At 29.8% G+C, this 26,748-nt stretch carries 28 protein-coding genes; 20 read left to right on the plus strand and 8 right to left on the minus strand.

All coding sequences use genetic code 11. The features are described from left to right. The first annotated feature begins 64 nt into the window (after positions 1–64). The 4 genes from murJ to ACTTA4_RS01375 are packed head-to-tail and all read left to right on the plus strand — an operon-like array spanning position 65 to position 4,270. Positions 65–1,594: a murein biosynthesis integral membrane protein MurJ gene (gene murJ, locus ACTTA4_RS01360; RefSeq protein ID WP_440633214.1), complete on the plus strand. Its 1,530-nt coding sequence runs from the start codon at positions 65–67 to the stop codon at positions 1,592–1,594. Positions 1,595–1,598: 4 nt separating this feature from the next. Next, a complete protein-coding gene (trpS, locus tag ACTTA4_RS01365) occupies positions 1,599–2,600 on the plus strand; it encodes a tryptophan--tRNA ligase (RefSeq protein ID WP_440633215.1) in 1,002 nt (333 codons plus the stop codon). A 56-nt stretch (positions 2,601–2,656) separates the two neighbouring features. Further along, positions 2,657–3,196, plus strand: a complete 540-nt coding sequence (locus ACTTA4_RS01370; protein WP_440633216.1) for a NifU family protein — start codon at positions 2,657–2,659, stop codon at positions 3,194–3,196. Positions 3,197–3,202: 6 nt separating this feature from the next. Next, a complete protein-coding gene (locus ACTTA4_RS01375; RefSeq protein ID WP_440633217.1) occupies positions 3,203–4,270 on the plus strand; it encodes a glucosaminidase domain-containing protein in 1,068 nt (355 codons plus the stop codon). Here the strand turns inward: ACTTA4_RS01375 and ACTTA4_RS01380 are convergent. Then, positions 4,267–5,268: a polysaccharide deacetylase family protein gene (locus ACTTA4_RS01380; RefSeq protein ID WP_440633218.1), complete on the minus strand. Its 1,002-nt coding sequence runs from the start codon at positions 5,266–5,268 to the stop codon at positions 4,267–4,269. The genes ACTTA4_RS01375 and ACTTA4_RS01380 overlap by 4 nt on opposite strands. A gap of 7 nt (positions 5,269–5,275) precedes the next feature. Between ACTTA4_RS01380 and ACTTA4_RS01385 the strand changes: the two genes are divergently transcribed. From ACTTA4_RS01385 to pnp, 12 genes are all read left to right on the plus strand, one after another. Beyond that, on the plus strand, positions 5,276–5,662 hold the full coding sequence (locus ACTTA4_RS01385) for a peptidase M22 (protein ID WP_440633219.1): 387 nt from the start codon (positions 5,276–5,278) through the stop codon (positions 5,660–5,662). 9 nt (positions 5,663–5,671) lie between these two features. Continuing rightward, the gene (locus ACTTA4_RS01390) at positions 5,672–6,082 is read left to right on the plus strand and encodes a Fur family transcriptional regulator (protein WP_262590055.1); all 411 of its coding nucleotides are present in this window, start codon (positions 5,672–5,674) and stop codon (positions 6,080–6,082) included. Between the two features lie 6 nt (positions 6,083–6,088). Next, positions 6,089–7,414 (plus strand): tRNA (N6-isopentenyl adenosine(37)-C2)-methylthiotransferase MiaB, encoded by a 1,326-nt coding sequence (gene miaB / locus ACTTA4_RS01395; RefSeq protein ID WP_440633220.1) that lies wholly within the window; start codon positions 6,089–6,091, stop codon positions 7,412–7,414. 3 nt (positions 7,415–7,417) lie between these two features. After that, entirely contained in the window at positions 7,418–8,413 is a 996-nt protein-coding gene (locus ACTTA4_RS01400) for a PhoH family protein (protein ID WP_440633221.1), read from the plus strand. Further along, positions 8,406–8,867: an rRNA maturation RNase YbeY gene (gene ybeY / locus ACTTA4_RS01405; protein ID WP_440633222.1), complete on the plus strand. Its 462-nt coding sequence runs from the start codon at positions 8,406–8,408 to the stop codon at positions 8,865–8,867. Before ACTTA4_RS01400 ends, ybeY begins: the two co-directional genes overlap by 8 nt. After that, positions 8,821–10,407: an apolipoprotein N-acyltransferase gene (lnt, locus tag ACTTA4_RS01410; protein WP_440633223.1), complete on the plus strand. Its 1,587-nt coding sequence runs from the start codon at positions 8,821–8,823 to the stop codon at positions 10,405–10,407. The genes ybeY and lnt overlap by 47 nt, the downstream gene beginning before the upstream one ends. Then, positions 10,400–11,569, plus strand: coding sequence for a methionine adenosyltransferase (gene metK, locus ACTTA4_RS01415; RefSeq protein ID WP_440633224.1), 1,170 nt, complete (start codon positions 10,400–10,402; stop codon positions 11,567–11,569). The genes lnt and metK overlap by 8 nt, the downstream gene beginning before the upstream one ends. A gap of 97 nt (positions 11,570–11,666) precedes the next feature. Beyond that, entirely contained in the window at positions 11,667–13,220 is a 1,554-nt protein-coding gene (nusA, locus tag ACTTA4_RS01420) for a transcription termination factor NusA (protein ID WP_440633225.1), read from the plus strand. A gap of 10 nt (positions 13,221–13,230) precedes the next feature. Next, positions 13,231–15,447 (plus strand): translation initiation factor IF-2, encoded by a 2,217-nt coding sequence (gene infB, locus ACTTA4_RS01425; protein WP_440633226.1) that lies wholly within the window; start codon positions 13,231–13,233, stop codon positions 15,445–15,447. Then, the gene (gene rbfA / locus ACTTA4_RS01430; RefSeq protein WP_075485631.1) at positions 15,447–15,815 is read left to right on the plus strand and encodes a 30S ribosome-binding factor RbfA; all 369 of its coding nucleotides are present in this window, start codon (positions 15,447–15,449) and stop codon (positions 15,813–15,815) included. Before infB ends, rbfA begins: the two co-directional genes overlap by 1 nt. A gap of 12 nt (positions 15,816–15,827) precedes the next feature. Then, positions 15,828–16,076, plus strand: coding sequence for a 30S ribosomal protein S15 (gene rpsO, locus ACTTA4_RS01435; RefSeq protein ID WP_440633227.1), 249 nt, complete (start codon positions 15,828–15,830; stop codon positions 16,074–16,076). Between the two features lie 65 nt (positions 16,077–16,141). Then, positions 16,142–18,214 carry a polyribonucleotide nucleotidyltransferase gene (gene pnp, locus ACTTA4_RS01440; protein ID WP_440633228.1) on the plus strand — a complete coding sequence of 691 codons (2,073 nt, stop codon included), beginning with the start codon at positions 16,142–16,144 and terminating at the stop codon, positions 18,212–18,214. 76 nt (positions 18,215–18,290) lie between these two features. Here the strand turns inward: pnp and ACTTA4_RS01445 are convergent, their stop codons facing one another. From ACTTA4_RS01445 to fabA, 3 genes are read right to left on the minus strand one after another with little or no spacing between them, the layout of a single operon-like run. Then, positions 18,291–19,076, minus strand: coding sequence for an enoyl-ACP reductase FabI (locus ACTTA4_RS01445; protein ID WP_262590066.1), 786 nt, complete (start codon positions 19,074–19,076; stop codon positions 18,291–18,293). Positions 19,077–19,079: 3 nt separating this feature from the next. Further along, positions 19,080–20,291 (minus strand): beta-ketoacyl-ACP synthase I, encoded by a 1,212-nt coding sequence (fabB, locus tag ACTTA4_RS01450; RefSeq protein ID WP_440633229.1) that lies wholly within the window; start codon positions 20,289–20,291, stop codon positions 19,080–19,082. Beyond that, on the minus strand, positions 20,291–20,791 hold the full coding sequence (gene fabA, locus ACTTA4_RS01455) for a bifunctional 3-hydroxydecanoyl-ACP dehydratase/trans-2-decenoyl-ACP isomerase (RefSeq protein WP_428079165.1): 501 nt from the start codon (positions 20,789–20,791) through the stop codon (positions 20,291–20,293). Before fabA ends, fabB begins: the two co-directional genes overlap by 1 nt. A gap of 94 nt (positions 20,792–20,885) precedes the next feature. Between fabA and ACTTA4_RS01460 the strand changes: the two genes are divergently transcribed. The 4 genes from ACTTA4_RS01460 to ACTTA4_RS01475 all read left to right on the plus strand — a co-directional run bounded on the left by ACTTA4_RS01460 (position 20,886) and on the right by ACTTA4_RS01475 (position 23,924). Continuing rightward, on the plus strand, positions 20,886–21,314 hold the full coding sequence (locus ACTTA4_RS01460) for a Fur family transcriptional regulator (protein ID WP_262590069.1): 429 nt from the start codon (positions 20,886–20,888) through the stop codon (positions 21,312–21,314). Positions 21,315–21,420: 106 nt separating this feature from the next. Beyond that, a complete protein-coding gene (locus ACTTA4_RS01465) occupies positions 21,421–21,837 on the plus strand; it encodes a rubrerythrin family protein (protein ID WP_262590070.1) in 417 nt (138 codons plus the stop codon). A gap of 159 nt (positions 21,838–21,996) precedes the next feature. Further along, entirely contained in the window at positions 21,997–23,328 is a 1,332-nt protein-coding gene (locus ACTTA4_RS01470; protein ID WP_440633230.1) for a (Fe-S)-binding protein, read from the plus strand. A gap of 2 nt (positions 23,329–23,330) precedes the next feature. After that, positions 23,331–23,924, plus strand: a complete 594-nt coding sequence (locus tag ACTTA4_RS01475) for a DUF3501 family protein (RefSeq protein WP_440613544.1) — start codon at positions 23,331–23,333, stop codon at positions 23,922–23,924. On the opposite strand, the gene ACTTA4_RS01480 is transcribed toward ACTTA4_RS01475, so the two are convergent. Genes ACTTA4_RS01480 through coaBC form a run of 4 tightly spaced genes read right to left on the minus strand, consistent with a single transcriptional unit; the run spans position 23,921 to position 26,746 of the window. After that, positions 23,921–24,361: an SH3 domain-containing protein gene (locus tag ACTTA4_RS01480; RefSeq protein ID WP_440613543.1), complete on the minus strand. Its 441-nt coding sequence runs from the start codon at positions 24,359–24,361 to the stop codon at positions 23,921–23,923. The two genes, ACTTA4_RS01475 and ACTTA4_RS01480, sit on opposite strands and share 4 nt — an antisense overlap. After that, the gene (locus tag ACTTA4_RS01485) at positions 24,352–25,107 is read right to left on the minus strand and encodes a HesA/MoeB/ThiF family protein (protein ID WP_440633231.1); all 756 of its coding nucleotides are present in this window, start codon (positions 25,105–25,107) and stop codon (positions 24,352–24,354) included. Before ACTTA4_RS01485 ends, ACTTA4_RS01480 begins: the two co-directional genes overlap by 10 nt. Continuing rightward, entirely contained in the window at positions 25,104–25,541 is a 438-nt protein-coding gene (dut, locus tag ACTTA4_RS01490) for a dUTP diphosphatase (RefSeq protein WP_440613541.1), read from the minus strand. Before dut ends, ACTTA4_RS01485 begins: the two co-directional genes overlap by 4 nt. Continuing rightward, complete coding sequence (gene coaBC / locus ACTTA4_RS01495) at positions 25,541–26,746, minus strand: bifunctional phosphopantothenoylcysteine decarboxylase/phosphopantothenate--cysteine ligase CoaBC (protein WP_440633232.1); 1,206 nt, start codon at positions 26,744–26,746, stop codon at positions 25,541–25,543. The genes dut and coaBC overlap by 1 nt, the downstream gene beginning before the upstream one ends. Positions 26,747–26,748 lie beyond the last annotated feature (2 nt).

Below are 26,748 nucleotides of genomic sequence, written 5' to 3' on the forward strand. Positions count from 1 at the left end.
TATTTGATCTATATATTCTGATAATAAGTATACAATTAGGGTAAAATTAAGACTAATATGATTTATGAACTTAATTAAGTCAACAGGCACATTTGGCTTTTATACCATCATTAGCAGATTGCTTGGATATATTAGAGATATATTAATTGCAATATTTCTTGGAACAGGTTTGTTGGCAGATGCTTTTTTTGTAGCATTTCGAATTCCAAATACATTTAGAAGATTATTCTCAGAAGGAACTTTCAATGCAGCCTTTGTACCTAGTTATACCTCTGAAATAAACAAAGGAAAAAAATTTGCGAACGATTTTGCAAATAATATTTTTAATCTTTTGTTTTTAGGCCTCTTAATTTTAACAATAGTTGCTCAGATTTTTATGCCTGGATTTGTATCAATTATTGCCCCAGGTTTTGTAGATGATTTAGAAAAAATGGATTTAGCTATCAGTTTAACAAGGATTACTTTTCCTTTTTTATTATTTATTAGTTTGGCATCTTTTTTTTCTGCAATATTAAATTCTCATAATAAATTTGCTGCAGCTTCAGCAGCACCAATTCTATTAAATATTATTTTAATTATTGTTTTATTATTTTCTAAAGCTTTAGGAGATGAGCTTGTTTACTATTTATCTTATGGTGTATCTTTGGCAGGATTTTTACAGTTAATTTTTTTATATTATTTTGTTAAAAGATTTTTTTCATTTAAATTTAATTTAAAGTTAGCAAGTGATAAAAAGGTAAAGTTTTTTTTTAGAAAACTACTACCGAGCATTTTTTCATCTGGCGTAACGCAAATTAATATTTTGGTTGGAACCATTATTGCTTCTTTTCAAGCTAGCGCAGTTTCTTATCTTTATTACGCAGACAGAATTTATCAGATCAATCTAGCGATAGCTGGTATTGCCATTGGAGTTGTGATTCTGCCACAACTTTCAAGGTTTATAGACTCTAAAAATGAAGAAAAAATTTCTCTTATTCAAAACAAAGCTTTAGAGCTTAGTTTATTTTTAAGTATTCCAGCAACGATAGCTTTAGTGATTGCTTCAGAGGAAATAATTTCAGCGTTGTTTGGTTATGGTAACTTTAATAAAGAATCTGTTGTTAACTCAAGTCTTGCTTTATTTTATTTTGCTTTAGGTTTACCTGCTTTTGCTTTGATAAAAGTTTTTTCAAGTTTTTTATTTGCTAATCATAATACAAAAATACCATTTTATATTTCGTTAATTTCGGTCCTTTTAAATATTTTGATTAGTATTTATTATTTTAACAAAATAGGTTTTATTATAATTCCAATCGCAACTTCAATTTCATCGTGGTTTAATGCAGCAATATTATTTATATACTTAAAAAATAATAATTTATTCTATTTTCAAAATAACTTTTTTTTAAATTTCTTTAAAATAATTTTTGCATCAATTTTAATGGGATTATTCTTTAATTTTCTATTAAACTTTTTTGAAAATCAACTTTCATTTTATTATAGCTTTAAATCAATTTATTTAATCTTAAGCGTATTATTTGCACTGTTCTTTTACATATTTATTTGTTATTTCATCAAAGCTTTTAAAATTAGTGATATTAAAATAAACTATTAAAAATATGGGTAAAAAAATATTTTCTGGTGTTCAGCCAACAGGTAATCTTCACCTCGGTAATTATTTGGGTGCAATCAAAAACTTTGTAGACCTTAATAATGACGTTGATAATGATTGTATATTTTGTGTGGTTGATCTGCACGCAATCACAGTTAAACAAGATCCAAAAGAGTTAAAAAACAATATTCGAGAGACCGTAGCTACTTTTATAGCAAGTGGAATTGATCCTAAAAAAAGTATTATTTTTAATCAATCTGGTGTAGCAGCTCATTCAGAGGGAGCTTGGATTTTGAGCTGTGTTGCTCGAATGGGTTGGTTAAATAGAATGACGCAATTCAAGGAAAAAGCAGGTAAAGATAAAGAAAAAGCAAGCGTTGGACTGTACTCATATCCTGTTTTAATGGCAGCAGATATTCTTTTGTACGATGCGACTCATGTCCCTGTTGGTGATGATCAAAAACAACATCTTGAGCTATGTAGAGATATTGCTCAAAAGTTTAATAACGATTTTGATCAAGATAACTTTTTGCAAGTACCAGAACCTTTAATTCAAAAAGAATTTTCTAGAATTATGAGTTTAAAAGATGGATCAAAAAAGATGAGTAAATCTGAATTATCAGATTTAAGCAGAATTAATTTAACAGATGACAGAGATGCAATTGTAAATAAAATAAAAAAAGCAAAAACTGATCCGTTACCAATGCCAAGTAGTGTCGAAGAATTAAATGAGAGGTTAGAGGCAAAAAACCTTCTTGGCATATATTCTAGTTTAAATAATTCAACTTTAGAAAATACAGTCGAAAATTTTTCAGGTAAAAATTTTTCTGAATTTAAAAATCAACTTTCTGATTTATTGGTTAAAAAGATTGAACCTATATCTTTAGAAATAAAAAAACTTTTAAATGATCAACCTTATTTAGATAAAATCCTTCTAGAAGGAGTTGAAAAAGCAAACTTAATTGCATCAAAAAAGATAGATAGAATTAAAGAAATACTTGGATTTTAATATAATTTAAATATCAAGTTTAAATTTTAGAAATAAGCTCTATATATATTTACAACATGTTCGTACAAACAGAAATAACGCCAAATCCTAATTCTTTGAAATTTCTTCCTGGGAAGAAAGTATCAAATAGTGGTCCTTACGAAATCACAAATAAAGATCAAATAAATAATGACTTGGTCAGAAATATCTTATCAGTCAATGGGGTTGAGGGTATTTTTTTAGGACAGGATTTTATTTCAGTAAATAAAAATGACCGAATTAAATGGGACGAAATTAAACATATTGTTATTTCATTAATAAATGACTTTTATTTAGATGGTAAAGAATATGTCATTGATGAAAATGAGGAAGAAAAAAATAACAATCTAAGTGAAATTGAGGAAAAAATTGTAAAAATTTTAGATCAAAAGATTAGACCTGCAGTTGCAAGAGATGGTGGTGATATAAAATTTAAAGAATTTAAAGACGGAATAGTAAAAGTGCAACTACAAGGAAGTTGTTCAGGCTGTCCAAGTTCAACAATGACTTTAAAGCAAGGGGTACAAAATCTTCTATGTCACTATCTTCCAGAGGTAAAAGAAGTTGTTGCGATATAAAAGTTTATGAAAAAAAATTTAATCAAATTTCAATTTAGTAAAAATAAAAGCATTAATTCTATTTCTAGATTTATGTTAAGTGGAATTTTTTTAATTTCATTTTTTTATGTAACACCGATGTTTATTAACTTTGCTGAAAAAAATTTTAATCATAAGGAATTTACCAATAACTCTAAAAATCTTTTATTAAAAAAACTTAATACAAATGGCTTAATTGAAGAAGATGTCTCAGGTGAAGTAGATGAGATGGATTTACTTTATGATATTTTAGAGGAAAATAATTCAGAAATTAATTTAGTTAGGTATACAACCTCAGAAATTAATTCATTATTTAAAGAAGTAAACTACAGCTTAAAAGATGTGAGGGAAAATAAACTTGTAAAACCTATCGATATAGGACTTCTTCCAAACGAAATAAATGACATCTCTAGTTCAAAGAAAAAAAAGGAGATGTTTATTAAAATAATCCTTCCATTGATTGTTAAAGAAAACACTAAAATTAGAATAGATAGAAAAAGACTCTTTACGATTTTAAATAAAAGTAGCAATACTGATATCGAAAAAAAATGGCTTGAGAAAAAATTTAAGCAATATGGTGTTAGGCAAAATGATTTTTCATCATTAAAGGTAAGAATGGATGAAATTCCAGTGTCTTTAGCAATTGCACAAGCAGCAAAAGAAACAGGTTGGGGAACTTCAAGATTTGCAAGAAAAGGAAATGCTTTATTTGGTCAATGGACGTGGTCTGGCGAAGGTTTAAAACCTAAAGAAGCTGAGAAAGGTGAGACTCATAAAGTCATGAAGTTTAATAGTTTACAACTATCTGTGAGAGCATATTTAAGAAATTTAAATACTCATAAATCTTACATAAATTTAAGAAAAGCTAGGAGTGAGTTGAGAAGCAATGATAAACCACTTGATAGTATAATTTTATCTAAACATTTAGATAAATATGCTGAAACAGGAAGTCAGTACATTGAAGTTCTCCAAAAAATAATTAATCAAAATAAATTGAAAGATTTTGATGAGGCAAGATTATTGCCATCTAGTAAGGATTTAGAAAGCCTAATTTAATTTTTTTTGATTGGAAATTGAACTCCAAACCATCTCCATTTGCCATTATCGTTTAAAGAACAATTGATCCTGCCTCTTCTAGGTTTAAAAGGTTCTCTAAATTCAATAGTTAAGATTTGATTAGATAAATTAGTTTTGGATTTATCCCACTTGTCTCCTTCGTTGGAATAACATGTAATGTTGCTTAAATTTTTTTGTTCTTTAAAAAATTCAACTTTAAAATTCGGTGGATTGTCATTTATTGTAAGCTGTTTTTCACTTGGAGATAAACTTTTATATTCTAAAGGATAATAATTAATTATAGATTTAAATCTTTTAAGCTCTCCATACTTTTCATTTATTGGAAATCTTGGCAATTCAAATTTATTTTTATTAAGATCTATAACCCCTGAATGTTGACCAAATGCGTATTTAAAGTTTTGAGAAATATAATCTCTCATAAATTTAGAATATTCACCAAATGGATAAGAGAATAGACCAGGAATATAATTAAGTTCCTGTTTAAAAATTTTGTTTGCAGTTTCAATATCTAAAATAAAATTTTCCTCAGTTTCTTCAATTAAGTATTCGTGGCTATGTGAATGATGTCCAATTAAAGAAAAATCCACTGCATCAATTTCTCTAATTTGATCCCAGGTCATATAACCCTTGTTTCCAACTGGTTCTGTTGAAACAAAAAGTATAAATGGAATTTTGTTATCCCTTAAATGTGGCCAAGCTTCATTGTAAAATGATTCAAATGCATCATCAATTGTTATCAAAACTTCTTTTTTTGATTTTGAAGTTTTAAATTTTGAATCAAATTCATTAGGATTAAGAAAATGGTATTTAGAATTTTTAACAATTTCTAAGTGCATCTTAAATACCTCCATATTAATATTAGTTGATGGGTATTTATGTTCATTAAAACGATGATACATTATAGATAAAATCCCATTATCTTCTGAATAAAATTTGATATTATTTTCATCTGATTTAGAACTAAAACTAAAAAACAAAGAAAAAATGAATAAACTTATAATTGATGTAGCTGGAGATAAAATTTTTTTAATGATCATAGCTAATTATCATATTTACAATATTACTCATGAGAATACTAAAATAAATTATGAAAAATTAACTTTGATAATAAAAGAATTTTTAGAATTAAATAAATTTGAATTGAAGGATATTAACAAAATATACATTAACAGAGGCCCAGGAAGTTTTGCAGGGATTAGAAATTCTATCTCTGTTGTAAAGGCTCTTAAATTAGCAAAAAATATTGATTATTATTGCTATAGTTTAGAAGATTTTAAAGGTGAAAAAGATGTAAAATATGAAAATGTCCCTTATTTGTGCGATAAATTTAAAATTAAAAAAAATTTGATTAACCCTATTTATATAAGTTAAAATTAAATTATGTCTGAAACAATTGAACAAAAATGTTTAGCAAAAGGTGTGAAATTGACAGATCAAAGAAAAATAATTGCTCAGGTCATGTCAGAGTCTACCGATCATCCTGATGTTGATGAACTTTACAATAGAGTTTCAAAGATTGATAATAAAATAAGTATTGCTACCGTCTACAGAACAGTAAAATTATTTGAAGAATCTGGAATACTTACCAAGCATGAGTTTAAAGGTGGAAAAGCAAGGTATGAAGAGCTTAATGAAGGACATCATGATCATCTAATAGACGTTAAGTCAGGTGAAATAATAGAATTTGTTGATGAAGAAATCGAAAAACTTCAAAAAAAGGTAGCAGATAAATACGGTTACACTTTAGTTGATCATAAGCTTGAACTTTATGGGATAAAAAAAAAATCCTAAATTAAAATGCAAAAAATTTTCATTAAAACATTTGGTTGTCAAATGAATGAATATGATTCAAATAGAATTTTTGATTCAGTAAAGAAAATTGGTTATCAAAAAAGTGAAAACCTAGAAGAAGCTGACTGTTATTTATTGAACACTTGTCACATTAGAGATAAAGCAAAAGAAAAAGTTTATTCTGAAATAGGAAGAGTTAAAAAAAGTTTTAGAGCCAAAAAAAAACCATTAGTAATAATTGCAGGGTGTGTTGCTCAAGCAGAAAACCAAGAGATGCTTAAACGTGAGCCTTATATAGATTTAGTAATTGGCCCTCAAGCCTATCATAAGATTAACGAAACAATTCTGGATCATATTGAAAAAAGAAAAAAAATTGAACAAACAGATTTTGATGCTGTTTCAAAATTTAAATATTTTAGTAAAATAAAGAATGAGGCAGGTAAGGTTTCGTCTTTTTTAACTATTCAAGAAGGATGTGATAAGTTTTGTCATTTTTGTGTGGTTCCATATACTCGTGGACCAGAATATTCTAGACCATTCAATCAAATAATTGAGGAGGCAAATTATTTGTCAGATAATGGAGCAAAAGAAATCATACTTTTGGGACAAAATGTAAATGCTTACAATGATAATAGTAAAAGACTATCTGATTTGATTTTAGAAATTGAAAAGATTAAAGATGTAAAAAGAATTAGATACACAACTTCGCATCCAAAAGATATGACTGATGATTTAATTGAAGTATATAAAGTCTCTAAAAAGTTAATGACTTTAGTCCATCTTCCAGTTCAGAGTGGATCCGATAGGATTTTAAAGTTGATGAATAGAAAACATAAAATAGATCATTATTTAAAAGTTTATGAAGAATTAAAAAAAATTAATCAATCAATTGAATTTTCTAGTGATTTTATTATTGGTTATCCTGGTGAAACTGAAGAAGATTTCCAAAGTACAGTCGATTTAGTTAAAAAAGTTAATTTTATAAATTCTTACTCATTTATTTTTAGTCCAAGGCCTGGGACAAAAGCAGAAGGTTTAGATTTAATTGATAAAAAAATTTTAATGAAAAGGTTAGAATTTATTCAAAATTTATTATCTGAAAATCAAACTCAAATGAACAAAAAATTAGAAAATAGAACAATCGATGTTTTGGTTGAAAATTTAACTGAAGATAAATCTAAAGCTTTTGGCAGAACTGAATATATGACATCAGTAATTTTTAATGGTAAAAGAGAACATATTGGAAAAATTGTGAAAGTAAAAATTACAAATAGTAATAGAACTACATTGTTTGGAGAATTGTTAAGCAACCCAGATCAAAAGGTGGCATAATCTTTGAATAATACAATTAAAAAAAAAATCGATACCACTCTAAAATTTGTTTACTCAGAAAATAATTCATTAAGTGTAATATTTCAAAACAATGAATTACTTATGGGTGTTGCTGGAGAATTTAATAAAAATTTAAAAGAATTAGAAAAGATGACTAACTCTAGTTTATATTCTAGGGGAAATTCAATAATGATAAAATCAGATCCACAAAAAAATGAATTAATAAAAAATGCAATTCAATTTTTAACTAATCAATTTATAAATAATGGTTCAATCGAAAATAAAGATCTTATATCATCAGTTGATCAATTTATGATTAAAGAGAAGGTTAAAAATAATAATGTAACTGACATTATAAAAACACCAAAAAAATCAATTATTCCTAGATCCGAAAAACAAAAAAGCTATGTCAGAGCTCTAAGACAAAGTGATATTGTAATCTCAGCAGGTCCAGCTGGAACAGGAAAAACTTTTTTAGCTGTAGCAGTTGGTTTGACTATGTTGTTAGAAAAAAAAATAGAAAGAATTATTCTATCTAGACCCGCTGTTGAAGCAGGAGAGAGACTTGGCTTTTTACCCGGAGATATGAAAGAAAAAGTAGATCCGTATTTAAGACCTTTATATGACTCGTTGTACGACTTATTCGATTTTGAAAAAATACAAAGAATGATCGAAATTGGTGATATCGAAATCGCTCCTTTGGCATTTATGAGAGGTAGAACACTAAAAAATTCTTTTGCTATATTAGATGAAGCGCAAAATGCAACAGATACACAAATAAAAATGTTTCTAACAAGGATTGGTGAAAATTCAAAAATTGTAGTCAATGGAGATCCTACTCAGATAGATCTTCCTAACAAAAGTATGTCAGGATTAGTTAGATCAAAAGAATTATTGGGGCATCTAAATGAAATTTCAGTTGTAGACTTTGATCATTCAGATGTAGTTAGACATCCATTGGTTTCTAAAATTGTAAAAGCCTACTCTAAAAATGATTAACTTAAACGTCTTCTCAGAAGAGAAGGCTTGGTCTAAAAAACTTAAAAAAAAAGATTTTTTTTTTAAAAGTATTTGTGATGCTTTTCCAAAAAAGTATAAATTTTTAAATAAAAAAATAAGTTTATCTTTACTACTTTCAAATAATAAAAAAATTAAAATTTTAAATAAAAAATTTAGAAATAAAAATAAATCTACTGATATTTTATCATTCCCTTCTAGTAAAAAATTAAAAATATTAAAGCAAACTTACCTAGGAGATATAATTATTAGTTTTAATTTTATGAATAAACCAAAATCACAAACTAATAGAGAATTTAAAGAAAAAATAATTAAAACATTTATTCATGGTTTTTTACACTTGCTAGGATTTGATCATGTAAAAAATCAAGATTATTTAAAAATGTTAAATGAAGAAGAAAAAATCTATAAATCAGTTATCTCAAAAATTAAGTAAATTGAAAAAAAATTTATATATTGATGTAGTTTATTTATTGTTTCTTGGAGCGATAACTTCCCTAAGTTTACCGCCTTTCAATCTATTAATAATTAATTTTCTGTCATTTAGCTTATTCTTTATTTTTTTGATTAAAAAAAAAGAGAATAAACATAAATTATTTTTTTTCTATGGCTGGTTATTTGGATTTGGATATTTTTTAACAAATTTATATTGGATCTCTGTTTCATTAACATTTGATGAAAATTTTAAATTTTTAATTCCATTTTCTCTAATTTTAGTTCCTTCTTTTATTGCGTTATTTTACGGTTTTGTTTGTTATTTGTTTATTTTCTTTAAACCAAATAAAACTTTGAGTTCAATTTTATTATTTTCTGTAATCTTTAGTTTTCTAGAATTCATTAGAGGTTCAATTTTATCAGGTTTTCCTTGGAACTTAATTGCATATAGTTTTTCAAATCATTTAGAAATTCTAAGCATAATATCTTTAATAGGCACATATTCTTTCAACTTATTTTGTATAACTTTATTTTTAAGTCCTGCACTCTTCATTTTACGGAATGACAAAAAAGATTTAATTTTTTGTTTAATTTTACCTTTAATATTTTTATTATTTTATTTCTTTGGATATGCAAATAAGCAGGATTTTTACAATAGTGATGTTGAAAAACTTGATTATAAAATAAGATTAGTTGGTACTGATATTTCTTTAGATAGGTTTTATTCAGGAGAAGGGCCTTTATCAACTATAGAAGATCTTATAAATATTAGTTCACCAAATAAGAAAGAGAAAACAATTTTCATTTGGCCAGAGGGTATATTGCCTGGAATTTCTCAGAATCAAATACAAAGTTATGATTCTTTATTTAATGAAAGTTTTAACGAAAATCACTTACTCATTTTAGGCATCAACAACAAATCAAAAGTTAATGATCAAGTTAAGTATTATAATTCTTTATCTGTTTATGATCATGATCTTAATTTATTAAATTATTATAATAAAATAAATCTTGTACCGTTTGGCGAATTTTTACCCATAGAAAATTTATTAAAAAAAGTAGGTCTCAAATCTTTAACTAACAATTATCAATCCTACTCAAAAGGTCAAAAAAGAGAAGTTATAGAGTTAAATCAAAAAAATTTTTCTATAAAATTTTTACCATTAATTTGTTATGAGATAATTTATTCTGGAAAATTATATAAAAATCATGACTTTGATATAATAGTAAATATTTCAGAGGATGGATGGTTTGGTCAATCAATAGGACCAGAACAACACTTTGTTCACAGTATATTTCGAGCTATCGAAAGTGGAAAATATGTAATTAGATCAGCTAATAACGGAATAGCTGCTATAGTAAATCCTCTCGGTATTGTTGAGGAAAAAATTAAATTTAATGAAGTTGGATATATTGATTTTACGAAAATGAGAAAAATTCAACCAACAGTCTTTTCTAAATATGGGAATAAAATTTTTGGTTTAATAATTTTATTGTATATTTTTTTAATATTTTCATTTAATAGAATAAAAAATGAGTAATTTAAAAAATTTCCTATTTACAAGCGAGTCAGTTTCAGAGGGACATCCAGATAAAGTATCAGATAGAATTTCTGATATGGTTGTTGATAGTTATATTTCTGGAGATCCTTATTCAAGAGTTGCCTGTGAAACTTTAACGACAACAAATAAAGTTGTGCTTGCAGGTGAAGTAAGAGGACCTGAGATTAAAAAAGATGATTTAATCGAAAAAGTAAGGAATTGCATAAAAGATATTGGATACGATCAGGAAGGATTTACCTGGAAAGAAGCAACAAAAATAGAGAGTCATTTGCATTCTCAATCTGCTGATATTGCAATGGGTGTAGACTCATCTGGAAATAAAGATGAGGGTGCTGGAGACCAAGGTATAATGTTTGGTTATGCATGTAATGAAACAGATGTATTTATGCCTGCACCAATTCATTATTCGCATAAAATTTTAAGACTTATGGCCGAGGATAGAAAATCTGGTAAATTAAAAAATATTGAACCTGACTCAAAAAGCCAAGTTACATTCGAATATGTTGATGGTAAACCGACTAAAGTAAAATCTGTTGTTATATCATCTCAACATTCTTCTGATGTTAATCAAGCCCAGGTAAGAGAATTATTAAGACCGTATATGTTAAAATCAATTCCAGAAAAATTTCTTAAAGACTTTAATGAGGAAGAGTTTTATGTAAACCCAACTGGTAATTTTGTAATAGGTGGTCCAGATGGCGATTGTGGTTTAACAGGAAGAAAAATTATTGTGGATACCTATGGTGGAGCAGCACCCCATGGAGGAGGAGCATTTTCAGGAAAGGATCCTACAAAAGTAGATAGATCTGCTGCTTATGCGGCAAGATATATTGCTAAAAATGTTGTTGCTTCAAAAATAGCAGATAAATGTTTAATACAGTTAGCTTATGCAATAGGAGTTTCAAAACCTTTATCAATTTATGTTGATTTATTTGATAATGATTTAGATAAAAACAAATTTGTTGTTGAAAAGATTAATGAAAATTTTGATCTCAGTCCTAGAGGAATTAGAGAGATGTTAAACCTTAATAGACCTATATATGAAAAAACAGCAGCGTATGGTCACTTTGGTAGAACACCAGGAGATGATGGATCATTTTCGTGGGAAAAAACTGATAAAATCAACGTTTTTTCTAAATAGTTTCAGTTGAATTAAAAAAAAACTTTACTATATTGCCTTTACATTGTTGAATTATCAAAATGGGCTCTGGCCCATTTTTTTTTGGAGCAGATAAAAAATGTTAAATAAAAGAGCAGATAAATTAGAATTATTAAGAATTGCTGAAGCAGTAGCTTTGGAAAAATCGATAGATAAAGAACTTATAATTAGTTCTATGGAAACAGGAATAGCTAAAGCAGCCAAATCTAAGTTTGGTCAAGAAAATGAAATTAAAGTTTCAATCAATAGAGATAATGGAGACATAGAATTGTTCAGAAAACTTGTTATTTCTGAAAATCCTGAAAATGCAAATACAGAAATAAAATTAGAAGACGCGATAAGTCTTAATGAAAATAATAAAAATAAATCAATTGGTGATGAAGTTCTTCAGCCATTACCATCTTTTGATTTTGGTAGAATAGCTGCTCAAACTGCAAAACAGGTAATAAGCTTTAATGTTAGAGAAGCAGAGAGAGAAAGACAATTTAACGACTTTATTGATAAAAAAGATACAATTTTAAGTGGTATTGTTAAGAGATTAGAATTTGGAAGTGTTATTGTCGATCTAGGAAGAACAGAAGCAATCATTCAAAAAAATGAATTAATTCCTAGAGAAAATATTAAAGCTGGTGATAGAGTAAAAGCTTATTGCTATGATGTAAGAAGAGAGCCAAGAGGTCAACAAATCTTCTTGTCTAGAGCTCATCCAAAATTTATGGAGAAACTTTTTGTTCAAGAAGTGCCAGAAATATATGATGGATTAATCGAAATTAAATCTTCTTCAAGAGACCCTGGAAGTAGAGCAAAGATTTGTGTTAAAGCAGTTGATACATCATTAGATCCTGTTGGAGCTTGTGTTGGTATGAGAGGTTCTAGAGTTCAGGCAGTTGTAAATGAACTTCAAGGAGAAAAAATTGATATTGTGAATTGGTCAGAAGATGCTGCAATATTAGTATCAAATGCTTTGTCGCCTGCAGAAGTTCAAAGAGTTAATGTTGATGCAGAAAGAAAAAAACTTGATGTGATTTTAACCGAAGAAAATTTGAGTAAAGCGATTGGGCGAAGGGGTCAAAATGTAAGATTGGCAACTAAATTGTTAAATTATGAAATTAACATTATGACTGATGCAGAAGACTCCGAGAGAAGACAATTAGAATTTAAAGAAAAGACAGATAACTTTGTTAAAAACTTAGAATTAGATGAAACTTTAGGTCAGTTATTAGTTGCCGAAGGTTTTTCAACAATAGATGATATTAAAGATAGCTTGCCAGAAAACTTAACTAAAATAGAGGGAATTGAGGAAGAAACAGCTATTGCGTTAATTGATAGAGCAAAAGAGTTCCACCAAAAAGATCAAGAAGATATATCGGAAAGGATTAAAGAGCTTGGTCTACAAGATGCTCTTATCAACCTTAAAGGTCTAACTCCAGGAATGTTAGTTACACTGGGTGAACAAAAAATATTAACATTAGAAGATTTTGCAGATCTAGCATCTGATGAACTTACTGGTGGATACGATGTAGTTAAAGGAGAGAGAGTTAAAATTCAGGGGTATCTAGAGGATTTTGCTTTATCTAAAGAAGAGGCAGATGAATTAATTATGTCTGCTAGAAATATAATTTACAAAGATTGAGAGATGAGCAATGGAGAAAAAAACAAAATTAACAATATCCGGCTCTGCGAAGAAATCTATAAGAAATATTGAGATAGCTAAAACTCAAGGAAAAAACTCTAGAGTAATTGAAAAGCAAGGCGGAAAATTCACTAATAGAGGTGGATCGTTTAGACCTGGTGCAGGAAAACCAAAATCTACCACTTCATTTAATAGAGGTGCACCATTAAAACCGTCTTTTGCACCAAAATCTCCTCCAATTACAAGCGATTTTGAAAGAAGAAAACTGGCAGAGCAAAGAGCCACCAAAAGACTTAAGGGAGATAGTGAAAAAGATAAAAAAACATTAAAAGCTGGAACAAAAAAAAGAGAATTAAAATTAACTGTTTCAAGAGCATTAAGTGACGAAATAGAAGCAAGAGAAAGAAGTTTAGCATCAGTTAAAAGAGCTCGACAAAAAGAGATGAAAAACTCTTCCAAAGAAGAGGCACAAGAAAATTCAAAACCAGTAAAAAGAGACATCAATATTCCAGAAGCAATAACTGTTAGAGAGTTAGCAAATAGAATGGCGGAACAGTCTAGCAATGTAATTAAATATTTATTTGGAATGGGTGTGACTGTAACAATTAATCAAACTTTAGCCGCTGATACAGCTGAATTTCTAGTTAAGGAATTTGGACATAATCCAATAAGAGAAGAAAAAGCAGAAGAAATTATTCAAAAAATAAAAGCTACTAGAGTAGAAAATTTAAAAAATAGACCACCTATTGTTACTGTTATGGGCCATGTTGATCATGGTAAAACTTCTGTTTTAGATGTTTTAAGAAGCGCTAATGTTGTTTCAGGAGAGTTTGGTGGAATTACTCAACATATCGGAGCATATCAAATTGAAAGCCAAAATAATAAATTAACTTTTATAGATACCCCAGGTCATGCAGCTTTTACAGAAATGAGAGCTAGAGGCTCTAAATTAACAGATGTAGTTGTTTTGGTTGTTGCAGCTGATGATGGAGTGAAGCCACAAACAGTTGAGTCTATTAAACACGCAAAAGCAGCAAATGTTCCAATAGTAGTTGCAATAAATAAGTGTGATCTTCCAGAAGCTGATCCGCAGAAAATTAAAAACCAACTACTTGAACACGAGTTAATCGCAGAAGATTTATCTGGAGACACTTTAATGGTTGAGGTTTCTACAAAAACCAAACAAAATTTAGATAAGTTAGTTGAGTCTATAATTTTACAAGCTGAAATTTTAGATCTTAAAACAGATTATGAATCTAAAGCTACAGGAATCGTATTAGAGTCAAAAATAGATATTGGAAGAGGACCGGTTGCAAATATTATTGTAACGACAGGCACTCTTAAAAAAGGTGATTTTTTTGTAAGCGGTTTAAAATGGGGAAAGGTTAGAGCAATTATTAATGATAAAGGTCAAAATATTAGCGAGGCTCCACCTTCAACACCTGTAGAAGTTTTGGGTATAAATGGTGCTGCTAAAGCTGGAGATGATTTTATTGTTTTAGATACTGAAAAAGAAGCTAAAACTTTGAGTGAAAATAGAGCCCAAGAGAGCAAAGATGGAAAAAACCCATTAACGTTTGCGACACAAGATTCTGCTTTTTCAGATAAATCTTCAGAGGAATTAAATTTAATAATTAAATCTGATGTACAAGGATCATCAGAAGCTATCAAAAATGCAATTGCTCAAATTAAACATGAAGAAGTTAAGCCAAAAATAATATTAGCAGATATAGGAATGGTAACAGAAACTGATGTTACATTGGCCAAAGCATCTAATGCTGTTCTTATAGCCTTTAATGTAAAACCGAGCAAAGAGGCTAAAAAACTTGCTGAAAATGAAAAAATAAAAATCTCTTCATACAATATCATTTATGAGGTCCTGGATTATGTTAAACAAAAAATGTCTGGGCTATTGTCTCCTGATGTTCAAGAAACAATTACCGGAACAGCACAAATTCTTGAGATATTCAAAGTTTCAGGTGCTGGAAAAGTAGCAGGTTCAAAAATTACTGAAGGTGAAATAAATAGTAATTCTGATGTAAGAATTATAAGAGACGGCGCAATAATTTACACAGGAAAAGTTTCAACAATTTTCAGAGAAAAAAACCAAGTAAAACAGGTTAGTGATGGTCAAGAATGTGGAATTACTGTTAAAGATTATATGGATTTCCAAAAAAACGACACAATAGAGGCATTTAGTGTTACATCTACAGAGAGATCGATTTAATGGCTGATAGAATAGGAAAACCAGTATCGCAAAGACAGCTTAGAGTTGGAGAGATGATTAAGCAGTCTTTAAGCATGATTTTTATAAGAAATGAGGCTAAGGTGCCCAACTTAGAAACAAATACTATAACAGTTACAGAGGTTAGAATGAGTCCTGATTTAAAAATTGCTAAAGCATATGTTCTTCCATTGGGAGGAAAAGATGCAGAGGAAACAATTAATGTTTTGAAAGAATACTCATTTTTAATAAGAAAAATTTTATCACAAAAAGTGGTTATGAAATTTTTACCAAAATTACTTTTTAGAAAAGATGAGTCTTTTGAGTATGCGGAAAAAATAGAAAACTTAATAAAACAAACAAATAAATAGGAAGAAAGAGGCATGAATAAAAAGGCACAAGAATTAGCAATGCATGATAAAGATACCGGATCTTCAGAAATCCAAATCGCTTTGCTAACAGAGAAAATTGAAACTCTCTCTAAGCATATTAAGCAATTCAAGAAGGATAAACATTCATCTGTTGGATTGTTGAGAGCGGTAAATAGAAGAAAGAAATTGTTAGAATACCTAAAGAAAAACAAAATAGATTCTTACAAAAATGTACTGTCGAAATTGAATTTAAGAAAATAGAAATCAAGATAGATAGAACGGAATGGAACGAAACGAACGAAACGAACGAAACGATTGGAAATGAAATGTTTAAAGTATACAAGAAGGAAATTGAAGTAGCAGGAAAGAAGATAAGTTTAGAAACAGGCAAGGTAGCAAGACAGGCAGACGGTGCAATAATTGCAACATGTGGAGAGACAGTCGTACTAGCGACAGTAGTGGGAGCAAAAAAAGTAAATCCTGATATGGATTACTTTCCATTATCTGTAAATTACCAAGAGAAATATTATGCAGCTGGAAAAATTCCAGGAGGATATTTTAAAAGAGAAGCAAGACCAACTGAGAGTGAAACATTAATCTCTAGATTAATTGATAGACCAATCAGACCTTTGTTTCCTGATGAATTTAAAAATGAAGTACAATTATTACCAACTGTAATTTCATACGACAAAGAAAACGAACCAGATATTTTATCAATCACTGCTTCATCAGCAGCATTAGCTATATCAGGAATGCCATTTATGGGACCTGTGGGAGCCTCAAGGGTTGGATTTATTGATGGAAAATATGTTTTAAACCCATCTAAAGCAGAGTTAGAAAAATCGAAATTAGATTTAGTTGTAGCTGGTACAAAAGATGCTGTGCTTATGGTTGAGTCAGAAGCAAGCGGTTTAACTGAAGAAGAAATGTTAAACGCAGTTAAATTTGGTCATGAAGGCTTTGTTCCAGTGATTGAAATGATTGAGGAGCTTGCAAAAGAATGTAGAAAACCTGAATGGAGAGTTGAGAAAAAAGATTTATCTGAGGTTAAGAAAAAACTTGAGGAAACTTTTACTGAAGATCTTAAAAAAGCTTTTGCTACAAGAGATAAACAAGATAGATCAAATCAAATTTCCGAAATTACTGATAAAGCTAAAAAACTTTATGAGGAAGATGAAAACTATACAGACCTTGATGTTAACAGTCAGCTAAAAAGCCTAGAAAAATCAATTGTTAGAACTGATATTCTAAAAAATAAAAATAGAATTGATGGAAGAGGTTTATCTGATGTAAGACCTATCGAGTGTGAAGTGGGTATTTTACCTAGAGCTCATGGTTCTGCATTATTTACTAGAGGAGAAACCCAAGCAATTGTTGTAGCAACTTTAGGAACATCTGATGACGAACAAAGAATCGAGAGTTTAGACGGATTGCAAAGAGAGCGATTTATGCTTCACTATAACTTTCCACCTTTTTCAGTTGGAGAAACTGGAAGAATTGGAACTGGTAGAAGAGAAATCGGACATGGTAAATTAGCTTGGAGAGCGATTAACTCTTCATTACCAACGAAAGAGGCATTTCCATATACTTTTAGAGTAGTTTCAGAAATAACCGAGTCTAATGGCTCTTCTTCAATGGCTACTGTTTGCGGAACATCTTTAGCATTAATGGATGCTGGAGTGCCAATTAAAGAGCCAGTTGCAGGTATTGCAATGGGATTAATTAAAGAAGGTGATGATTTTAGTGTCTTATCAGACATTTTAGGTGATGAAGATCACCTAGGTGATATGGACTTTAAAGTTGCTGGAACCAAAGATGGAATTACTTCTCTTCAAATGGATATCAAAATTACAGGTATTACTTTTGAAATAATGGAGCAAGCGTTAAGTCAAGCTAAAGATGGAAGAGTTCATATCTTAGGAGAAATGAATAAAGCATTATCAGCTTCGAGATCTGATGTTGGAAAACATACACCAAAAATGGAACAAGTTAATGTTGATAAAAAAGACATTGCGGCTGTGATTGGAAAAGGTGGTGCAACGATCAGAGAGATTGTTGAAAAATCAGGTGCAAAAGTTGATGTAAATGATGAAGGTGTAGTAACAGTTGCTGCCCCAGATGAAGAGTCTAGAAACATCGCGATGCAAATGATCAAAGACATCACTGCAAAAGCTGAACTGAATAAAATTTATTCAGGCAAAGTGATGAAGATTATGGAGTTTGGTGCATTTGTTAATTTTTTAGGAAAACAAGATGGACTTGTTCATATCTCAGAACTTGCAGATAAGAGAGTTGCTAAAGTTACTGATGTTGTCAAAGAAGGCGATGAGGTAAAAGTTAAAGTAATTGGTTTCGATAGAGGTAAAGTTAAACTTTCTATGAAACAAGCTACTGAATAATTAATAGCTTAAATTTAAATTTTAAACCCCCTGAATGAGAGTTCTGGGGGTTTTTTTTAACTAAAATTAACTAAATTTAGCTAATATTCTTTGGGTCAGGCATTCCAACTTTGTTATATCCTGCATCTACATAGTGGATTTCACCTGTAACTCCGTTTGCAAGATCACTTAATAGATATAATGCTGAATTTCCAACATCATGGATATCTACGTTTCTTTTGAGAAAAGAATGGTCTTCATTCCATTTATATAGGAATTTTGCATCTCCAATCGCAGAAGCTGCTAATGTTTTAATAGGGCCTGCACTTATTGCATTTACTCTCATGCCCTTAGCACCCAAATCTCGAGCTAGATACTTAACACTCGCTTCTAAAGCTGATTTACAAACACCCATTACGTTATAATTTGGAATTGCTTTAGTGGACTCGTAAGTTAAAGTTAATAAACTTCCGCCTTGTTTCATTACCTTTGAGGCTTCTTTTGCTACTTCAGTAAATGAAAAGCATGAGATTAACATACTTCTTAAAAAGTTTTCTCTGGTGGTATTTAAATATTCACCTGATAACTCTGATTTATCAGAGAAAGCAACTGCATGAACTACAAAGTCAATTTCACCCCATTGGGATTTGATATCTTCAAATAATTTTACAACCTCTTCTTTTTTTTCAACATCACAACTAAATGTAACGTTTGAATTTAATTTTTCTGCTAAAGGAACTACTCTTTTTTTCAAAGCATCGCCTAAATATGTAAATGCTAGTTCTGCTCCTGCTTCAGCAAGTTTTTGAGATATACCCCAGGCAATAGATCTTTCATTTGCAACACCCATGATTAATCCCTTTTTGCCTTTCATTAAACTCATAAATTAAACCTTTTCAAAAATTAAAGCTGCATTAGTTCCACCAAAACCAAAGCTATTTGACATTACTGTATTTAAAGTTGTTCCCGTTTCAGTTTTTGAAACTATAGGAAATTTCTTAGCTTCTTCATCCATCTCACTTATGTTTGCAGAGCCAGCTATGAAATTATTCTTCATCATTATCAAACAGTAAATTGCTTCATGAACTGAAGCCGCACCAAGTGGATGTCCCGATAAAGATTTTGTCGAACTAATCTTTGGGATATTGTCTCCAAAAGTATTTTTAACTGCATTTAGCTCCGTGATATCTCCAACTGGAGTAGAAGTTCCATGAGTATTGATATAATCAATTTTATTTTTAGCAGTAGACATTGCCATTTGCATACATCTGACAGCACCTTCTCCTGATGGAGCTACCATATCGTATCCATCTGAAGTTGCTCCATAACCAGTTAATTCTGCGTATATTTTAGCACCTCTTGCTTTAGCGTGTTCATATTCCTCTAGCACTAACACACCTGCACCACCTGCAATTACAAAACCATCTCTTGTTTTGTCATATGCTCTTGATGCTGTTTCGGGAGCATCATTATATTTTGATGATAAAGCAGTCATCGCATCAAACATTGCCGTCATAGCCCAATGTACTTCTTCACTTCCACCTGCAAAAACAACATCTTGTTTGCCCATTTGAATTAATTCCATTGAATTACCAATACAGTGGCCACTTGTTGCGCAAGCAGAACTCATTGTGTAGTTGGTTCCTTTAATTTTAAATGGAACAGCAAGTGTTGCAGAAGCTGTACTTGCCATTGTTCTTGGAACAATGAACGGTCCCATTAATTTTGGAGTTTTAGCCCTCGTTTTATCTGCAGCCAAAATAACATTTTCAATTGATGGACCACCAGAACCCATAACTATTCCAGTTTTAAAATTGCTAACTTCAGTTTCTTCCAATCCAGAATCCTCAATAGCTTCTTTCATTGCAATATAATTATAAGCTGAACCTGAACCCATAAATCTAATTGTTTTTCGATCGATATGATCTTCTAATTTTATATTTGGTTTGCCATGAACATGACTTTTAAGATTATGTTCTTTATATTCCTCAGCATAAGAAATTCCTGATTTTGAATTAATTAATGATTGATGAACTTCCTCTTGGTTGTTTCCCAAACAAGAGACAATTCCTAATCCTGTAATTACTACTCTTCTCATTATTTAAATAATCCTACTTTCAAACTTTCTGCTGAATATATTTTTTTGTCATCAGCAAGTACAATTCCATTGGCAAGACCAACAGTTGTTCCACCTGGCGACATAATTTTTTTCATATCTATTTCGTACCTTACATTTTTAACATTTTGTAAAACTTCACCAGTAAATTTTACAGTACCAACTCCTAGAGCTCTACCTTTGCCAGGATTTCCTAACCAGCCCAGAAAAAATCCAACTAGTTGCCACATAGCATCTAAACCTAGACACCCAGGCATGACTGGATCCTCTTTAAAATGACAGTCAAAAAACCATAGATCGTTTTTTATATCTAATTCAGCCTTTAAAGAGCCTTTATTGAAAGCTCCATTATTCTCGTTGATTTCAGTTATTCTATCAAACATCAACATTGGAGGAAGTGGTAATTTTGCATTACCTGGTCCAAAAAGATCACCATTTCCACAACTTATTAGATCGTCATATGAGTAGGAATTTTTTTTCATATTTTTTGAGAAACCTTATTACTTGATTTAATGCCAATATAATATAATAAAACTGTATATTTTTATTCATACATTAGAATAATTATAAAATACAATGGTAAAAAACTGTAATTTTGTTGAAAAATTAAGAGATTTAGGACTTAGACCCACTAAACAAAGGGTTAAAATGTGTGAAGTTCTATTTAATAGAGAAAAAACTTTTCATTTTACAATCAATGATCTCGTAAAGATGATTTCTGAGGAGATGAATGAAAAAATTTCTTTAGCAACAGTTTACAACACTGTTCATGCATTTCAGAAAAAAGGTTATTTAAAAGAAATTTCGATTAACAGCGATAAAAGTTATTTTGATACAAACACATCTGTTCATCATCATTTTTATGATGAAGATACTCATCAGCTAATAGATTGTGATGAAAATGATATAGACCCAGTAAATATTAAAAAAAATATTACAGGAAAAAAAATAAATTCAGTTGAAGTTTTGGTTAAAGTTGCGAGTGATAATCAAACTCAAAAATAATTCAATTAAATCAATTATATAAAATCTAGATTATAATAATTCTAAACTATTGACATTAAAGTTTTAGACACTATATGGTCTATAAAGTTAAATTAAGGAGAAAAAAATGTCTTTAAAAGGAAGTAAAACAGAGGAGAACTTAAAAGCAGCATTCGCTGGTGAGAGTCAAGCAAATAGAAGGTATCTTTATTTTGCACAAAAAGCTGACATTGAAGGTTATAATGATGTAGCTACAGTATTTAGATCAACAGCAGAAGGTGAAACTGGTCACGCACATGGTCACTTAGAATACCTTGAACAAGTTGGAGATCCAGCTACTGGGAAACCAATTGGTGAAACTAAAGCAAATTTAGCTTCAGCAATTGAGGGAGAAACGCATGAATATACTGACATGTACCCAGGTATGGCTAAAACTGCAAGAGAAGAAGGTTTTGAGGAAATTGCAGATTGGTTTGAGACTTTAGCAAAAGCTGAAAAATCTCATGCTGGTAAATTTCAAAAAACTTTAGAGTCAATTGCCTAAATAATTTTCATTAGTGGGCGTTTACCGCCCACTAAATTTAACAAAATTTCTAAAATCAAAAAAAATGAAAGAGCAACTTTTACAATTAATAAAAGATTGGTTTAATGAACCAGTGGTATTAGTTTCTTTATCATTAATTATAATTTCTAATATAATCGTATGAGCAAAGAAGGAAGTCTAGACGCCCCAATTCGTCACCCTATTGATTTTGAGCATCCAGATTTTTTAAATACTGAAAAATTAGATGCAGAAATGCGAAGAGTGTTTGATATTTGCCATGGATGTCGAAGATGTTTTAATCTTTGTGATTCCTTTCCAAAATTGTTCGATATGATTGATGAGTCTGAAAATGAAGACGTAGAAAGTTTAAAAAGTGAGCAATTTGCTCCGGTTGTTGATGCCTGTACTCTTTGCGACATGTGTTTTATGACCAAATGTCCTTATGTACCTCCTCATGATTTTGATCTTGATTTCCCTCATTTAATGTTGAGGTACAGAACGGCACAGAAAAAATTAGGTAAATTACCAAGTGTTCCAATGCAATTAGCCCAAATAGATAGAAACGCAAAAATTGGGGTTTTATTTTCCAAAATAATTAATTGGGCATCAGATATAAAAAATAAGTTGTTCAGAAAAATATTAGAGGTAGTTGCTGGTATCGATAAAAGGGTTCAACTTCCAAAATACAATTCAGAAACTTTTTCTAACTTTTTTAATAAAAATAATGACAAAATAAACTACGAGACAAAAACTAATGATAGAAAAGTTGTAATTTATTCTACCTGTTTTGTTAACTTTAATAAAAAAAATACGGGTGTTGCAGCTTTAAAAGTTCTAAAGAAAAATGGTGTAGAAGTTCAAGAAGCCTATCCTGGATGTTGTGGAATGCCATTCTTAGAGCAAGCTGATCTTCCTAAAGTTGTGGAACAGGCTAAAAAAGTTTCTAAAGATTTAGTTGAATGGATTAACAAAGGTTACAAAGTTGTTACATTAACCGCTAGTTGTGGTTTAATGTTAAAATTTGAATGGCCATTGCTTTTACCTAATGATGATAAAATAAAAAAATTATCTGCAAACGTTATGGATATTGATGAGTATGTTGTTGATATTGCAAACAATGAGGGATTAGCAGATGGTTTACAAGAAATAGATGGTGGAGTGACAGTGCACCATGCGTGTCACGCAAGAGCACAAAACATGGGTATCAAAGCCAGAGATATGCTTAAACTTATCCCGAATGTTAAAATTGATGTTGTAGAGAAATGTGCTGGGCATGGTGGAACTTTTGGTGTGATGAAAGAAACACATGATCTGGCCAATAAAGTAGGAAGACCGACTGCAAGACAAATTAAAACAAAAAATAACAAGTACATGGCTTCTGATTGTCCTTTAGCAGGTAAGCACTTGAAGCAGCTTGAAGTGGATACTAACATCTCCAATGATGAGGCACTACATCCTATCGAATTGATAGCTAAAAGTTATAAATTATGATTATGCCAAGAGAAAAAAGGGAGATACAAAAAGAAGACATCATGCCATTGGATGTCTACACAAAAAATAGAAGAGAACTGAGAAAAAATATTGTTGATTTTAAAAAAAATAGAAGAATTGCATTAGGTCCTTATGCAACTTTTTATTTTGAAAGTTACGAGACAATGTTAGCTCAAGTTCAAGAAATGTTATATATTGAAAAAGGCGGAGATGAACAACTTAAAGATGAGTTGTCAGCATACAATCCTCTAATACCAAATGGTAAAGAATTAACAGCTACTTTGATGTTTGAAATAGACAATCCTATATCACGTGCAGCTTTCCTAGGAAAAGTGGGTGGAATAGAAGAAACAGTGTTTATGAAAATTAATGGAGAAAAAATAAAAGCTATACCAGAGGAAGATGTTGATAGAACATCAGCTGAAGGAAAAGCTTCTTCAGTTCAATTTATTCATTTTAATTTTTCAGATGACCAAATAGCTAAATTTAAATCTGAAGAAATTGAAGTTGAAATAGGAATAGACCATAAAGAATATTCCCATACTACCAAGCTGTCTTTAGAGAACAAAAAGTCACTTGCTGCTGATTTTAGTTAATTAAATCCCCAGATATTATCTGTTTTAACCCAACCTTGAAATTTTCCAGATGTTATCTGACACCATTCTTGTTCACACTTTTCTAATATTAATAACCTACCTTCCTTAATAAGAGCAATTGGTTTTGCAAAAGATGTAGGGTTTTTAAACAAAATTTTATCTTTTGTTGCTATTGCAGAATTATTTTTTTTTAATTGAGATATATGTATCCACCCACCATTATTTTTAAGGTCTATAATTCTTCTAAAGTTTTCTTTTTTATCTATTTGTTTTAAAGGAAGGTTAATTTTTTTGTAAACATATTTTACATCTGAATCAAAACTTGGACCGTACCTAACGTTTACTTTATTTTTTTTTAAAGAAACAAATATTTCATCAGCTGAACTTATTGAAATTGATAAGATAAAAATTAAAATTATTCTTATAATTAATTGCATAGACAGTTTTTTCTTTTTTTAATTTTTGCTTTTCTAAAATTTAAATTTAATAAATCAATAATTAAAATATAATTATTTAAACTTTGGCCTATATTTAAAATATTTTTTAAAATTTCATTAGCTTGCATCGTGCCAACTATTCCCGCTACAGTTCCCAGGATTCCTTCATATTCACAATTGAGTATTTCATCTGATATTTTTTCCTCTTGATAAAAACATCGAAGGCATGGTTCTTTTTTATTTTTGAAATTAAATGTAAAGATATGACCATCAAATTTACTTATAGCACCAGTTACCAAAAACTTTTTATACTTTAAACTTAAATCATTAATTAGAAATTTACTTTCAAAATTATCAGTTCCATCAACAATATAATCGTAATCCTTAATAATTTTTTGAAAATTAGATTTATTTAATTTGTAATTAAAAATTTTTATATTTGTTAAAGAATTAATGTTGTTTAATTTTTTTTTAGCTATTTTGACTTTTAGTTGATTTAAATCTTTCTGATTGAATAAACTCTGCCTATGAATATTTGAAAGGTTTATTCGATCATGATCCACAATTCCTAATGAGCCAACCCCTGACCTAGTCAAGAATTCTGCTACTGGGCACCCGAGACCACCCATGCCTATTATTAATACTTTTGCATTTGTAATTTTATTTTGACCTAAAATACCAATATTTTTTAATATGATCTGTCTTGAAAAACGTTCGATTTGTTTTTTGTTTAGTTTTTTGCTCATTTTCCTGTTGAGCCAAATCCGCCTTCGCCTCTAATTGTTTCTGGAAGCTCATCTGTTTCTTCAAAATTCATTTTTATCACAGGTGCAAGAACCATTTGAGCTATTCTGTCTTTATTGTTTATTAAAAAATCTTCTTTTCCGTGATTGTAAAGTATTACTTTTATCTCGCCCCTGTAATCACTATCTATTGTTCCTGGTGTATTTAAAACACTAATACTGTTTTTTGCTGCTAAACCTGATCTAGGTCGTATTTGAATTTCAAATTCATTTGAAAAAGCAACGGCAATTCCAGTTGGAACTAAACAAGAATTTTGGGATTTAAGTATAATAGGTTCTTTTATAAATGCCATAAGATCCATTCCCGAAGCCCCTTCTGTTTTGTAGGCAGGTAGCTCTATTGAAGGATCTAATTTTTTAACAAGGATTTTTGCCATTAATTTAATTGATCAATTATTCTATCAACTATTTCTTTAGAAATTTCAGATTTTCTTTTGTATGGTAGGACTTCACTTTTTAAAGATTTATTTTTGTAGTGGATTACAACTTCATTATAATCAGAGTTAAATCCAATATTTTTTTTAGAAACATCATTAGCAATTATCCAATCACAATTCTTTTTATTTAATTTTTCTTCTGCATTTTTTAAAACTTCGTTTGTTTCTGCTGCAAAACCAATCACAATTTCAGGCCTCATAGAATTATGATTTGATATGTAATTTAAAATATCAATATTTTTTTCTAAATTTAAATTTAATGCTTCCTCTTTTTTTATTTTTGTTTGAGATTTATTTTTTACTTTAAAGTCTGATACTGCTGCTGAAAAAATTGCTACATCTACAGGTAAATTCTCTTGCGTAGCAGCAAACATTTCATCCGCTGTTTCAACTTTAATGAGTTTAATATCTTTTTCTATTTCTAGATTAGTTGGTCCTGAAATCAGTGTTGTATCAAAACCTTTTTTCGATAGACATTTAGCTAGTTCATATCCTTGTTTGCCACTTGATTTATTTGTTATAAAACGCACAGGGTCGATATACTCATTTGTTGGACCCGCAGTAACTAAAGCTTTAAATTTTTTATTTTGACTTTGGTTTAAAAAAAATTGGTTTAACTCATCCGCAATTTTTAATGGTTCTGACATCTTACCTTCTCCGTATTCCCCGCATGCCATATCTCCCATTTCTGGACCAATAAACTTATAACCAAAATCTTTTAATTTTTTTAAATTAGTTTTTGTAGATTTATGTTCCCACATTCTAACATTCATCGCTGGTGCTAAATAAATTTGTTTATTTGAAGCAAGTATTACAGTAGAAGCCAAATCATCTGTAGTACCTTGTGCTAATTTTGAAATTGTATTTGCTGTAGTTGGTGCAACGATAACTACGTCTGCCCATCTAGAAAGTGAAATGTGATCCATTTCAGTTTCGTTTTCTAAGCTAAACAAATCACTATAAACTTTACCTTGAGATAATGATGCTACTGATAATGGAGTTACAAATTCTTTAGCACTAGAAGTAAGTATAGTTTTTATTTCTGCACCATTTTTTTTTAATAATCTAATCGTTTCAAGACTTTTATAAGCTGAAATACCACCACAAATAATAAAAAGAATTTTTTTGTTATTAAGATTTTTCATTT

Origin of the sequence: Candidatus Pelagibacter sp. HIMB1485, from assembly GCF_052048055.1 — a bacterium.
Lineage (GTDB): Bacteria > Pseudomonadota > Alphaproteobacteria > Pelagibacterales > Pelagibacteraceae > Pelagibacter.

What these genes read in the sequence shown, in the direction of transcription:
- murJ (WP_440633214.1), top strand. Translation starts at nt 65, where the DNA reads ATGAACTTAATTAAGTCAACAGGCACATTTGGCTTTTATACCATCATT.
- trpS (WP_440633215.1), top strand. Translation starts at nt 1,599, where the DNA reads ATGGGTAAAAAAATATTTTCTGGTGTTCAGCCAACAGGTAATCTTCAC.
- ACTTA4_RS01370 (WP_440633216.1), top strand. Translation starts at nt 2,657, where the DNA reads ATGTTCGTACAAACAGAAATAACGCCAAATCCTAATTCTTTGAAATTT.
- ACTTA4_RS01375 (WP_440633217.1), top strand. Translation starts at nt 3,203, where the DNA reads ATGAAAAAAAATTTAATCAAATTTCAATTTAGTAAAAATAAAAGCATT.
- ACTTA4_RS01385 (WP_440633219.1), top strand. Translation starts at nt 5,276, where the DNA reads ATGAATAAACTTATAATTGATGTAGCTGGAGATAAAATTTTTTTAATG.
- ACTTA4_RS01390 (WP_262590055.1), top strand. Translation starts at nt 5,672, where the DNA reads ATGTCTGAAACAATTGAACAAAAATGTTTAGCAAAAGGTGTGAAATTG.
- miaB (WP_440633220.1), top strand. Translation starts at nt 6,089, where the DNA reads ATGCAAAAAATTTTCATTAAAACATTTGGTTGTCAAATGAATGAATAT.
- ybeY (WP_440633222.1), top strand. Translation starts at nt 8,406, where the DNA reads ATGATTAACTTAAACGTCTTCTCAGAAGAGAAGGCTTGGTCTAAAAAA.
- lnt (WP_440633223.1), top strand. Translation starts at nt 8,821, where the DNA reads ATGAAGAAGAAAAAATCTATAAATCAGTTATCTCAAAAATTAAGTAAA.
- metK (WP_440633224.1), top strand. Translation starts at nt 10,400, where the DNA reads ATGAGTAATTTAAAAAATTTCCTATTTACAAGCGAGTCAGTTTCAGAG.
- nusA (WP_440633225.1), top strand. Translation starts at nt 11,667, where the DNA reads ATGTTAAATAAAAGAGCAGATAAATTAGAATTATTAAGAATTGCTGAA.
- infB (WP_440633226.1), top strand. Translation starts at nt 13,231, where the DNA reads ATGGAGAAAAAAACAAAATTAACAATATCCGGCTCTGCGAAGAAATCT.
- rbfA (WP_075485631.1), top strand. Translation starts at nt 15,447, where the DNA reads ATGGCTGATAGAATAGGAAAACCAGTATCGCAAAGACAGCTTAGAGTT.
- rpsO (WP_440633227.1), top strand. Translation starts at nt 15,828, where the DNA reads ATGAATAAAAAGGCACAAGAATTAGCAATGCATGATAAAGATACCGGA.
- pnp (WP_440633228.1), top strand. Translation starts at nt 16,142, where the DNA reads ATGTTTAAAGTATACAAGAAGGAAATTGAAGTAGCAGGAAAGAAGATA.
- ACTTA4_RS01445 (WP_262590066.1), bottom strand. Translation starts at nt 19,076, where the DNA reads ATGAGTTTAATGAAAGGCAAAAAGGGATTAATCATGGGTGTTGCAAAT.
- fabB (WP_440633229.1), bottom strand. Translation starts at nt 20,291, where the DNA reads ATGAGAAGAGTAGTAATTACAGGATTAGGAATTGTCTCTTGTTTGGGA.
- fabA (WP_428079165.1), bottom strand. Translation starts at nt 20,791, where the DNA reads ATGAAAAAAAATTCCTACTCATATGACGATCTAATAAGTTGTGGAAAT.
- ACTTA4_RS01460 (WP_262590069.1), top strand. Translation starts at nt 20,886, where the DNA reads ATGGTAAAAAACTGTAATTTTGTTGAAAAATTAAGAGATTTAGGACTT.
- ACTTA4_RS01465 (WP_262590070.1), top strand. Translation starts at nt 21,421, where the DNA reads ATGTCTTTAAAAGGAAGTAAAACAGAGGAGAACTTAAAAGCAGCATTC.
- ACTTA4_RS01470 (WP_440633230.1), top strand. Translation starts at nt 21,997, where the DNA reads ATGAGCAAAGAAGGAAGTCTAGACGCCCCAATTCGTCACCCTATTGAT.
- ACTTA4_RS01475 (WP_440613544.1), top strand. Translation starts at nt 23,331, where the DNA reads ATGCCAAGAGAAAAAAGGGAGATACAAAAAGAAGACATCATGCCATTG.
- ACTTA4_RS01480 (WP_440613543.1), bottom strand. Translation starts at nt 24,361, where the DNA reads ATGCAATTAATTATAAGAATAATTTTAATTTTTATCTTATCAATTTCA.
- ACTTA4_RS01485 (WP_440633231.1), bottom strand. Translation starts at nt 25,107, where the DNA reads ATGAGCAAAAAACTAAACAAAAAACAAATCGAACGTTTTTCAAGACAG.
- dut (WP_440613541.1), bottom strand. Translation starts at nt 25,541, where the DNA reads ATGGCAAAAATCCTTGTTAAAAAATTAGATCCTTCAATAGAGCTACCT.
- coaBC (WP_440633232.1), bottom strand. Translation starts at nt 26,746, where the DNA reads ATGAAAAATCTTAATAACAAAAAAATTCTTTTTATTATTTGTGGTGGT.